This is a genomic window from Alphaproteobacteria bacterium, from assembly GCA_035625915.1.
In the GTDB taxonomy this organism is placed as follows: domain Bacteria; phylum Pseudomonadota; class Alphaproteobacteria; order JACZXZ01; family JACZXZ01; genus DATDHA01.
Genome location: DASPOR010000103.1, coordinates 30347 through 41092, shown reverse-complemented (window position 1 = coordinate 41092; position 10746 = coordinate 30347). Strand labels below are relative to the sequence as shown.

Below are 10746 nucleotides of genomic sequence, written 5' to 3'. Positions count from 1 at the left end.
CCACGGTCACATAACGCCCCCTCGGTTCCTGCCCGTGGATCGACGACGAGACGTCATCTCTCGATTAGATAGTGTCTAAATTTGAAATTTGAGCCAGATCGCTTGGCGCCGACGCGTGGCCTCGTCGGCCAATGGCGCGAGACTGAAACCGCGTCACGCTACGTGACGGTGACTGGGTAAGACGAGAAGTTCGAGCCCGTTGCGCCATCCAGCACGGCGGGGCTCCTGTTCGTTAAAGCTCATCCGCCTCAACGACGGGCAAGTTCGTCAGCTCCGGTCGGCTCGGCCGCGGGGTCGTAACGTCGCGCACGACGGCACGGCGCTCGTGCCCCAGGTAACTGACATCGATCTCGCACCCCTTCGTCAACGCGCCAAGCCTCACAACCCGGCCGACATGGCGATAACCGGGCGATCCCTTGAGCTTGAGCTTTAGATAGAACTCTCTGACCCTGAAGTGGTCTTTCACGCCGATCCCATCGTTGAAGTGAAGCGGGTCCGGTTCGGCATGATCGTAGACTTTTCGACTTGATGGCGCCAGATACAAATCTGAAACAGCCACGTGTCACGATTTCATGTTTTCTCACTCGCCCCGCTTGCGCGGCGGGGCTTTTTTTGGACACATCGATTTGGCATTCGAGTTGCACGTAAGAAACTTGCCGTCGTCTGTGAATCTTCCCCTCTAGCGGTAAAGCGACGGTAACCTTGCCCCGCCTTCCTGCCTCGGTCGGCGGGGCCTTTTTCCACGCGCCGCACCGAAGATCACCTTCAACCTTTTTCGGTTTGCTCCACAAAACGGGTCGCCTCGGCCATGATCCAGTCGCGGAAGGCGCGCACTCTCGGCTGCTTTGCAAGAGCCGGCGGATAGATCAGCCAATAAGGGTGCTCGCTTTCGACGATGTGCGGCAGAGGCCGGACAAGACGGCCGGCCGCAAGATCGTCGCCGGCAAGGACCGTGGTCCCGAGTGCCACACCCTGGCCAGCAACCGCCGCCTGAAGCGCCATATGCGAGAAGGTGAAGACGGGACCTGCGGGCACCTCGATGTCGTCGGCACCCACCGCCGTCATCCACTGCTTCCAGGTCGTCTCTTCATAGTGCAGATAAGGCTCCTCGCCCAACAGTGTGTGATGGGCGAAATCGGCCAGCGTGCGAATCGGATGCGGCCCTTCCATGAGCTTGGGACTGCACACAGGAAAGATTCTGCGCGGCAGCAGGCGCTCGACCATCAGCTCGGGGTAGTGGCCGTGGCCATAGCGGATCGCGAGATCGATGCCGTTGCTGGCGAGGTCGACCGGGGCCTGTTCCGGCAACACCCGCACGGCGACGCCGGGGTGCGAGGCGTTGAAGGGACCGAGGCGTGGGATGAGCCAGCATACTTCGAATGACGCCATGGCGCTGATCGTGAGCACCGTGGTGGCCGCCTCCTGCCGTAACTGGCGGGTCGCCTTCTCGATGCCCTCAAAGAGCTCCCCGATCCGCCGGCTGTAGCGTTGACCTGCGTCCGTCAGCACCACGCCCCTGGCCAGCCGACGAAACAGCGCCACCCCGATTTGAGCTTCGAGGTTCTTGATTCGCTGGCTTATGGCGCCCGCGGTCACGTGCAACTCGTTAGCCGCTTTGAGAAAACTCATATGACGTGCAGCCGCTTCGAAGGCCTTGAGCGCATTGAGAGGCGGGAGACGGCGCGCCAAGAGGCGAACTCCTAGGCTTAAATGGGCTAAGCCATTCTATCAGAAATGCTGGTTTGTCGTGACCCGATGAAGCGCCGATATTCTCCGCATGCGGGGCCCATCGCCCCGGACGAGGCAAAACCGGGAGAATCGAGATGACCAGAATGACAATCGCCGCGGAAGCCGGCGCCCGTTTCACGGCACGCAGCCGGCCTTCAATCCTTGCACAAGTGCTCGACGCGCTCTCGTTGTGGAGCGAGCGGGCTTACCAGCGCCGGATGCTCGCGAACGCCGATCACCGGCTTCTGAGCGACATTGGCCGCAGCCGTGCGGAAGTGGTGAGCGAGGCGTGTAAGCCGTTCTGGCGGCGTTGAGCTGATCGATCGGAGACGCCTCGCAAAGTTTTCCGCAGAATCAGGACGCGGTGACCTCGCGGTAGAGGCTCAACATATCGACGGCGCGGAACCGCTCAAGCGGTGTCAACTCGCGCGCATCCAGGAAAAGCTCGCTATTGACGTGCCACTTGGTACGGTGCTGTCGGCATACCTGCCAATGCTCGTCGTTCCCTGCTGCAACGTGCTCACCCGGATTACCGCACTCGGGGCATACGCCCACGCAATGCCTTACTCTCGGCCTATCAGGGAACGCAATTACGGTGCCCATTTCGCGCCTCGGAAAACAAGCCACCCGAGCACTGGGAATTACGTCCAGATTCCCCGAAAGAAAAGGCCCAATTCCTCGGCGCGGGCCTGCGTGACAGGAATGGCTACGGTTCGAATACTGGCCTCGCCTTGAGACCAGGCTGCCGATTTCAAGCTGCATCCGATTTCGAATTGCGCTCGCGGGTATTGGCGAAGCATTTGCGGTGTCCTCGGTTCGCCCGACGATGCGCCCCAACCCGACGTCTGATACTGCCGTCGCCCCGTCGCCTTGAACGTACACGCCGAAAGCCAAAAATGCTTCGAGCGCCACCGTAGGATCGCGCCCTCGTCCGCGATAGTGGCGCTCGTGGCCGCAACTCTGTGGTATGATTTCCGGTCGCGATGGGGGGGAGCGGCGTGCGGACACGCTCGCAGGAGGGGGATTTGAGCAGTCTGCGACGGGGGCGGCGGCAGCCTGGGCAATCGGGAAATGGTTCGCAATCGGCACGCGACGGAGGCGAATGCCAAATCGCGCATGCGCTCCGGTAACGCCGTGGCCTCGGGTGTGCTGGCCGAATTGAATGGCAACGAGAAGATGCAACACCGGATGATCGGGAAAACGCTTCACGTCAGACGATCCAAGTGATGCCAGCAGGGGCGGCAGCCCGCGTGACAAATTAGTGCTGCCGACTCCGGGGATCTTTTGAATCGGTACATCGCCTAGGGAGGCAGGCAATGCGCTCGCAGAGGCTCACCATCGTCATCATGATCGGCATGGTTCTCGGCATCTTGGTCGGCTACATGTGCAATGTGCTGTGGCCCGATCCTCAGACGGCGAAGGAGATCGCGGGCTATATCGGACTCTTCACCGACATCTTCTTGCGGCTCATCAAGATGATCATCGCACCGCTCGTGTTTTCCACGCTGGTCGTCGGCGTGGCGCACATGGGCGACACCAAAACGATCGGCCGAATCGGCGCCAAGGCGCTGGGCTGGTTCGTCGCCGCCTCGCTGGTGTCGCTTTTGATCGGCCTCGTCATGGTCAACATGCTTCGGCCGGGCGACAATCTCAATCTGCCGTTACCCGACGTCAACGCGGCAACGAACCTCAAGGTCGCCTCGCTCTCCTTCAAGGAGTTCATCGTGCACCTCGTGCCGCGCAGCGTATTCGAGGCGATGGCGAACAACGAGATCCTGCAAATCGTCGTCTTCTCGCTTCTGTTCGGCGTGGCCGCAGCGGCATTGGGCGAGAAGGCGAAGCTGTTTGTCGAGGGTGTGGAGGAACTATCGCACATCGTGCTCAAGATCACCGGCTACGTGATGGGCTTGGCGCCGATCGCCGTGTTTGCCGCCATGGCCGCGACGATCGCGACCCAGGGCCTCGGCATACTCGTCGTCTACGGCAAATTCATCGTTTATTTTTACTTGAGCCTTGCTGTGCTGTGGCTCGCACTCGTCCTAGTCGGGTTCCTCTTCCTGAACGCGGGCATTTTCCGGCTGATCGGTCTCGTCAAAGAGCCGTTCCTCCTTGCGTTCAGCACGGCAAGCAGCGAAGCCGCCTATCCCAAGACGATGGAGCAGCTCGAGAAATACCCCGTCAGCCGCAAGATCATCAGTTTCGTCCTGCCGATGGGTTATTCCTTCAATCTCGACGGTTCCATGATGTATTGCACGTTCGCGGCCCTCTTTATCGCCCAGGCCTACAACATCAACCTTACGCTCGGCCAACAGATCACGATGCTTCTGTTCTTCATGCTGACCAGCAAGGGGATGGCCGGCGTGCCGCGAGCTTCGTTGGTCGTGATCGCCGCAACCATGGCGACCTTCAACATTCCGGAGGCTGGCCTCTTGCTCGTCATCGGCATCGACCAGTTCCTCGACATGGGGCGCTCGGCGACAAACGTCATCGGCAACAGCCTGGCGACGGCCGTGATCTCGAAGTGGGAACGGGAGGAACATGCACTTGAGGCCGATGCGCGCAGACTGAGGCCGAAGCCCGCATAAAGGGTGCCGCGGCGATGGCGAAGGAAATTACCGTGCCCGACCACTCCCCTGACGCTCGCCCACGTGCGCGCAGGGCGGCCGGCCTCGCGCTTGCACTCGTCGTCGGCTTGTCGCTCGGCCTCGCATTCGCGGCGCACGCCCAGGAACTGACGGGCACGCTCAAGAAGGCGAAGGAAAGCGGGGTGCTCACGATCGGGTATCGCGGCAGCTCGATCCCGTTCTCCTATTTGAATCTGCGCCGCCAGCCGATCGGCTATTCCATAGACCTCTGCAAGGAGATCGTCGATGAGATCGCCGAGGAGCTTGGGCAACCCGTCGGCGTCAGCTACAAGCTCGTCACCGCGGAGAACAGGATACCGACGCTCTTGAGCGGCGGGATCGATATCGAATGCGGCTCGACGACGAGCAATTTCACGCGCCAGAAACAGGTCGCGTTCTCGCCCGTGTTCTTCGTCGCGGGCACCAAGTTGCTGGTCAGGAAATCGTCCGGCATTCAGTCCTATCGGGACCTCGGTGGTAAGACAGTCGTGGTGACTTCGGGCACCACGAACGAAGCGGCCCTGCGCGCCATCGTCGAGAAACAAAAGATCGATATCAAGATCGTGACGGCGGCGGACCACGACCAATCGTTCAATATGGTCGCCTCGGGTACGGCCGATGCGTTCGCGACAGATGACGTGCTTCTCTACGGGCTGATCGCGACGGCGAAGAATGGCGCCGATTTTCACGTCGTCGGTGAGTATCTCTCTTACGATCCCTACGGCCTGATGTTCCGCAAGGACGATCCCGATTTCGCCGCCGTCGTCGACCGGACGTTCAGGCGCCTCGCCGAAAACCGCGAAATCGTGGATCTCTACAACAAATGGTTCCAGAAGCGGTTGCCGACCGGCGAACTCTTGGACTTGCCCATAAGCCCGCAACTCGAGGAATTCTTTCGCGTCCTCGGCGTGCCGGAGGAATAGCCGCTCCCGGTCGTTTCACCCAAGAAGCTCGACAATCCGGCCGCTCCCGCGCTGTGAATCTCTCGTCGCGATATTGTGCTCTGGCCCGGATGGTCAACGGAAGAAGAGAAAGGTCAGCACGATGTAAAGCGGCGTCAGGATGCCGAGGGACCACAGCATATAGCCGAAAAAACTCGGCATCCGTATGCCGTATTGCTCGCAGATCGATTTCACCATGAAATTGGGCGCATTGCCCACATAGGTGTTCGCCCCCATGAACACGGCACCCGCCGAGATTGCCGCAAGCGTTGCAGCGAGGGGACCCATGAGTTGCTCCGCGTCCCCGCCCGCCATGTTGAAGAACATGAGATAGGTTGGCGCATTGTCGAGCACGGTCGACAGCAGCCCCGTCATCCAGAAATACATCGCCGGTATCGGCTGGCCGTCAGGGTCGGTGACGAGGTCGATCCAGCCACCGAGAACACCTCCGATCCCCGCGCGAAGGATCGCAATCGCCGGAATAATCGTGATGAAGAGGCCGGCAAAGAGCTTCGCGACTTCGAGGATCGGAAACCATGAAAACCCGTTCGCTTGATGGATCGTCGCATGTGTGATCCTGAGCGAGACCACCGTGAGCGCCACGAGGATCACGTCGCGAAGGACCATCTCGAGTCCGAGATGGGTGCCGAGCACGTCCAAGTTTATTCCGGGGTGCCATATCCCGCTCATCAGCACAGCGCCGATGACGCCTGCGAGGAGCACGAGATTGCGCTTGCCTTCGAGGCGTATCGGCCTCACGCCATCGTTTTCTGCCTTTGATGCTTCCCGGCGATAGAGGTGTCTTTCGAGCAGGAAAAATAATGCGAGGAGGGTTCCACTCAGGACGAGCGTCGGCGCCAAGAGATGGACGGTCGGCCAGAAGAACGAAACGCCCGCAAGAAATCCGAGAAAAAGTGGCGGGTCGCCGAGGGGAGTCAAGGCTCCCCCGATATTGCACACGAGAAACAGGAAGAAAACGAATATGTGGGTCTTACGGGAACGGGCGCGATTGGCTGAGATCAGCGGCCTGACGAGCAAGACGGCAGCACCGGTCGTTCCGACGATGCTGGCAAGGACCGTTCCGAAGGCGAGGACAGCCGTGTTGGATGCGGGGCTGTCGGAAAGCGAGCCGGCGATGCGAACCCCACCTGCGACCGTAAAGAGTGCTAAGAGCAGGACGACAAACGGGACATATTCGAGCAGTAGCGTGTGCGCAACCGCGGCCACCGTGCCCGAAATGCCGACATGGAGGGTGAAGGGAACAAGGAGTATGACGGCCCATGCGGCCGAGACCTTGCCGTGATGACGATGCCAGAAGTGCTTTGCTGCGAGGGGAAGGAACGCAATCGAAAGCAACAATCCGGCGAAGGGTAGCGCCCACTCGAGACCAAGGACGCGGCCGTCGATGCCCGCCGTACTCGGTTGTGCCGCGAAGCCACTTGCGGGCAGCAGCGCCACGATCGCGGCCAAGATAGCGGCGACACGTGCTCGTGAATGCACCGCCACGATACCGGCTCAGTAGGCGCGCTGAATGCAAAAGTCGATGAGGTCGAGAAGAGAGCGCTTCTCGATCGTTTCCGGAAAGATACCGAGGGCGTCCCGCGCAATGGCGCCGTAATGCCGCGCGCGCGCGACCGTATCCCGCAGCGAGCCGTGTTTTTCCATGAATTGGATGGCCTGCTCGAGATCGCCCTCGCGCTGGTCGAGATCCTCGAGCGTTCGGCGCCAGAACGATCGCTCGGCTTCGCTGCCGCGCCTGAAAGCGAGCACGATCGGCAAAGTGATCTTGCCATCGCGGAAATCGTCGCCGATGTTCTTGCCGAGCGTGTCGCGGCGCGCTGCAAAGTCGAGCACGTCATCGATCAACTGGAAGGCGATTCCCAAATTGAGACCGTAGCCTTCGAGCGCCTCGGCCTCGACCTTCGGGCGTTCTGCTACGACCGCACCGATCTCGCATGCGGCGGCGAAAAGGCACGCCGTCTTGGCGCGGATCACGTCGAGATAGGCGGTCTCGCTCGTTTCCGTGTCGTTTGCGGTGATAAGCTGGTGCACTTCGCCCTCGGCGATCACGGCGGACGCGTTCGAGAGGATTCTGAGCACCTCGAGCGAGCTATCTTCAACCATGAGCTGGAACGCCCGGCTGAACAGAAAATCACCGACGAGCACGCTCGCCTTGTTACCCCACAGCGCATTCGCGGTCTTGAGTCCGCGCCGAAGATCGCTTTCGTCGACGACATCGTCATGGAGGAGGGTCGCCGTGTGAATGAATTCGACGCAAGCCGCAAGCCGCACGTGGCGGTTGCCCTGGTATCCGCACAACTTGGCTGAGGCAAGCGTGAGGATTGGCCTCAAACGTTTGCCACCCGCCGCGACGATATGACCGGCCAATTGCGGGATGAGCGCCACGGGGCTGTCCATGCGCTGAACGATCACTTCGTTGACGAGGCGCAAATCCTCGGCAACGAGTCCCTGAAGCCGGGTAAACGCGGCGTCCGGCGCTTTTTCCCGACCTTCTTCGAGATTGACGATAATGGCCACCTGCTTCCCGTCCCGCTTGACGGCGATCACCTCTGCCGCGAGCATAAAGCGCCAACCGTCGCGGTCAAGGAGCGTATTGCGTTTTCTGTAAAGGCAGTCGCTAATAAAAGACATGGGCGCTGGGCTGATATGCCGCTCAGTTCGCAAATGGCGAAAACGAGGGAGTCGGTGCGATGAAGGAGCTTATTCGGACGAATGATCCGGTGCGCCTCTCTTACGTGTCGGCAGTTCTTGCCGAAGAGCACATCGAGTCCTTCGTGCTCGACCAAAATATGAGCGTCCTCGAGGGTAGCATCGGCGCGATTCGCCGCCGGCTCATGGTGTCCGACGAGGATCATGCCCGTGCTACGCGCATACTCGAGCGAGCCGGCGTGCCGCTGGAAGATGACTGAGGGCAGCACCACCGAAGACGGACTGCTTGGCGGCGGCGTTCGCTTGATCCAGCAAGCGAGCGGCTACCGTGTGGCAATCGACCCGGTCCTGCTTGCTGCGGCGGTGCCGGCGGCGGCGGGCGATCATGTCCTCGACGCGGGTGCCGGTGTGGCGGCGGCAGCACTTTGCCTCGCTGCCCGGGTCGCGGGCGCGCGGGTTTCAGGGCTCGAGTCGCAACGCTCCCTTGTCCGGCTGGCCAACGAAAACGCAGGCCTCAACGGAATGACGGATCGCGTAACGGTCATGGAGGGCGACCTGCTCCGGCCTCCGCCCCGACTTGCACCCGGAAGCTTCGATCACGTGATGGCGAACCCGCCCTATCTCGAGCCAGCCCGGGCGTCGATTCCGGCCGACCCCGGCAAGGCCGCGGCAAACGTGGAGGGTGCCGCCGGCCTCGGCGCATGGATTGCCTTTTGCTTGACCATGGTGAAGGACAAAGGCAGCGTTACGATCATTCACCGCGCCGACCGGCTCGATGCGCTGCTGGCGGCACTTCATCGCAAGTCGGGTGAAATCGTCGTTTTTCCGCTGTGGCCGATGGCGGATGGGCGGCCGGCCAAGCGTGTCATCGTGCGTGCGCGCAAGGGCGTCGCCTCGCCGACGCGGCTCGCCGCGGGATTGGTGCTGCACGGCGCTGACGGCGCCTATACGCCGGCGGCCGAGGCCGTCCTCCGTCAAGGCGCCCCCCTCGATCTCTGAAGCGGTTGGCAAGTCATTTCGAGCACCCTATCCTGATGACATGAGCCTTACGGCGTTCCTTGATCGATTGCCGATCCCCGCGCTGCGGCCGGCCCTGCCCCAGGTTTCCGTCGTGCGTCTCTTCGGCGTGATCGGCCCCCTCGGCCCCTTGCGCGGGGGCCTCAATATCGCGGGCGTTGCAGGTGTGCTCGAGCGCGCATTCAAGATCAAGCCGCTCTCCGCCGTCGCACTCGCAATCAATTCCCCCGGCGGCTCGGCGTCGCAATCCTTGCTGATCGCCGGCCGCATTCGCCAACTTGCCGCCGAGAAGAATGTGCCTGTCTTCGCGTTCGTTGAGGACGTCGCCGCATCGGGCGGTTATTGGCTTGCGTGCGCCGCCGATGAAATCTACGCGGCGGAAACCTCGATCGTCGGCTCGATTGGGGTGATCTCGACGGGCTTCGGCTTTCAAGACTTGATCAAACGGCTGGGCATTCGTCGCCGGCTTTACACGGCCGGCGAGCGCAAGGCGATGCTCGATCCCTTTCTCGCCGAAGATCCCGATGACATCGAGCGTCTCAAGGCGTTGCAGCATGAGCTGCACGAAGCCTTCAAGACACAGGTGCGCACCCGGCGAGCCAACAAGCTGAAGGCGAGCGAAGATGCGCTCTTCAACGGCGAATTCTGGACCGGTCGGCGCGCACTCGAATTCGGGCTGGTCGACGGCATCGGCGATCTGCGCGGCACGCTGCGCAATCGCTTTGGCGACAAGGTGCGCTTGCGTGTCGTGAGCGGAGAGCGCGGATGGCTGCGCCGCCGGCTCGGCCTTGCAACGGTCGATGCGCCCGCATTTGCCTGGCCGGCGGATTGGGCGCCGGAACTCATCGCATCCTTGGAGGCCCGCGCCCTCTGGTCGCGTTTCGGTCTCTGACGCCCGCGGGCAGCACCCCTCCTTTTGCGTCACGCAAAAAAAGCGCGGACCTGTCGATCCTCGGCCTTATTGCATGAACCAGCCGTGGCTCACCACGAACGACTGACCGGTGAGGGCGTTCGTGGGGTAGGCGGCGAGGAAGACCGCGAGCTGCGCTACATCTTCGATCGTCGTGAACTCGCCATCCACCGTGTCCTTCAGCATCACGTTCTTGATTACGTCTTGCTCGCTGATGCCCAGCTCCTTGGCCTGTTCGGGAATCTGTTTGTCGACCAGCGGGGTGCGGACGAAGCCAGGGCAGATGACGTTCGCGCGCACGCCATGCTTGGCGCCTTCCTTGGCGACGACCTTGGCCAACCCGATCAGCGCATGTTTTGCGGAAACATAGGGCCCCTTCAGGACCGAGGCTTCTTTCGAGTGGACCGAACCCATGTAGATGATCGAACCTCCGCGGCCTTGGGCATACATTTGGCGGAGTGCCGCGCGCGTGCAGAGAAAGCCGCCGTCGAGGTGGATTTCGACGACTTTGCGCCAATTCGCGTATGAGAGTTGGTCGAGCGGGTCGATGTGCTGGATGCCCGCGTTACTCACCATCACGTCGAGCCCGCCGAGCTTCTTGACCGTGGCCTCTACGCCACCATCGACCTCGTGCTCCTTGGTCACGTCCATGCGCACGCCGACCGCGGCCCCGCCCGATTTCACGATTTCATTGGCAGTGGCATTCGCGGCGTCGAGGTTGAGATCGGCAATGGCCAGCTTCGCACCCGCGCGCGCGAACTCGCATGCGATTTCACGCCCGATGCCGCTCGCCGCACCCGTCACCATCGCGATCTTGCCTTGCATGGTCATCGTACATCTCCTTCTGGCTGTCGTT

12 protein-coding genes are annotated in these 10746 nt (G+C 61.6%); 6 read left to right on the top strand and 6 right to left on the bottom strand.

Translation table 11 applies throughout. The features are described from left to right. Nucleotides 1–232 precede the first annotated feature (232 nt). Both VEJ16_08525 and VEJ16_08520 read right to left on the bottom strand, forming a co-directional pair. On the bottom strand, nucleotides 233–559 hold the full coding sequence (locus tag VEJ16_08525) for a hypothetical protein (GenBank protein HYB09701.1): 327 nt from the start codon (nucleotides 557–559) through the stop codon (nucleotides 233–235). Nucleotides 560–765: 206 nt separating this feature from the next. Beyond that, entirely contained in the window at nucleotides 766–1689 is a 924-nt protein-coding gene (locus VEJ16_08520; protein ID HYB09700.1) for a transcriptional regulator GcvA, read from the bottom strand. Nucleotides 1690–1823: 134 nt separating this feature from the next. Here VEJ16_08520 and VEJ16_08515 point away from each other — a divergent pair, with 134 nt between their 5' ends. Further along, on the top strand, nucleotides 1824–2042 hold the full coding sequence (locus tag VEJ16_08515) for a hypothetical protein (protein HYB09699.1): 219 nt from the start codon (nucleotides 1824–1826) through the stop codon (nucleotides 2040–2042). 40 nt (nucleotides 2043–2082) lie between these two features. On the opposite strand, the gene VEJ16_08510 is transcribed toward VEJ16_08515, so the two are convergent. After that, nucleotides 2083–2283, bottom strand: coding sequence for a hypothetical protein (locus VEJ16_08510; protein ID HYB09698.1), 201 nt, complete (start codon nucleotides 2281–2283; stop codon nucleotides 2083–2085). A 761-nt stretch (nucleotides 2284–3044) separates the two neighbouring features. Here VEJ16_08510 and VEJ16_08505 point away from each other — a divergent pair. Both VEJ16_08505 and VEJ16_08500 read left to right on the top strand, forming a co-directional pair. Then, nucleotides 3045–4313: a dicarboxylate/amino acid:cation symporter gene (locus VEJ16_08505; protein HYB09697.1), complete on the top strand. Its 1269-nt coding sequence runs from the start codon at nucleotides 3045–3047 to the stop codon at nucleotides 4311–4313. 14 nt (nucleotides 4314–4327) lie between these two features. After that, nucleotides 4328–5275 (top strand): amino acid ABC transporter substrate-binding protein, encoded by a 948-nt coding sequence (locus tag VEJ16_08500; GenBank protein HYB09696.1) that lies wholly within the window; start codon nucleotides 4328–4330, stop codon nucleotides 5273–5275. 93 nt (nucleotides 5276–5368) lie between these two features. Here VEJ16_08500 and VEJ16_08495 read toward each other — a convergent pair whose 3' ends face one another. Further along, entirely contained in the window at nucleotides 5369–6799 is a 1431-nt protein-coding gene (locus VEJ16_08495) for a sodium:proton antiporter (GenBank protein ID HYB09695.1), read from the bottom strand. Between the two features lie 9 nt (nucleotides 6800–6808). Continuing rightward, entirely contained in the window at nucleotides 6809–7831 is a 1023-nt protein-coding gene (locus VEJ16_08490; GenBank protein ID HYB09694.1) for a polyprenyl synthetase family protein, read from the bottom strand. Between the two features lie 173 nt (nucleotides 7832–8004). On the opposite strand from VEJ16_08490, the gene VEJ16_08485 reads away from it, so the two are divergent. From VEJ16_08485 to VEJ16_08475, 3 genes are read left to right on the top strand one after another with little or no spacing between them, the layout of a single operon-like run. Next, nucleotides 8005–8223 carry a DUF2007 domain-containing protein gene (locus VEJ16_08485; GenBank protein ID HYB09693.1) on the top strand — a complete coding sequence of 73 codons (219 nt, stop codon included), beginning with the start codon at nucleotides 8005–8007 and terminating at the stop codon, nucleotides 8221–8223. Next, nucleotides 8174–8962, top strand: a complete 789-nt coding sequence (locus tag VEJ16_08480) for a methyltransferase (protein HYB09692.1) — start codon at nucleotides 8174–8176, stop codon at nucleotides 8960–8962. Before VEJ16_08485 ends, VEJ16_08480 begins: the two co-directional genes overlap by 50 nt. A 40-nt stretch (nucleotides 8963–9002) precedes the next feature. After that, the gene (locus tag VEJ16_08475) at nucleotides 9003–9872 is read left to right on the top strand and encodes a S49 family peptidase (protein ID HYB09691.1); all 870 of its coding nucleotides are present in this window, start codon (nucleotides 9003–9005) and stop codon (nucleotides 9870–9872) included. Between the two features lie 66 nt (nucleotides 9873–9938). Here the strand turns inward: VEJ16_08475 and VEJ16_08470 are convergent, their stop codons facing one another. Then, on the bottom strand, nucleotides 9939–10721 hold the full coding sequence (locus VEJ16_08470; GenBank protein ID HYB09690.1) for a 3-hydroxybutyrate dehydrogenase: 783 nt from the start codon (nucleotides 10719–10721) through the stop codon (nucleotides 9939–9941). Nucleotides 10722–10746 lie beyond the last annotated feature (25 nt).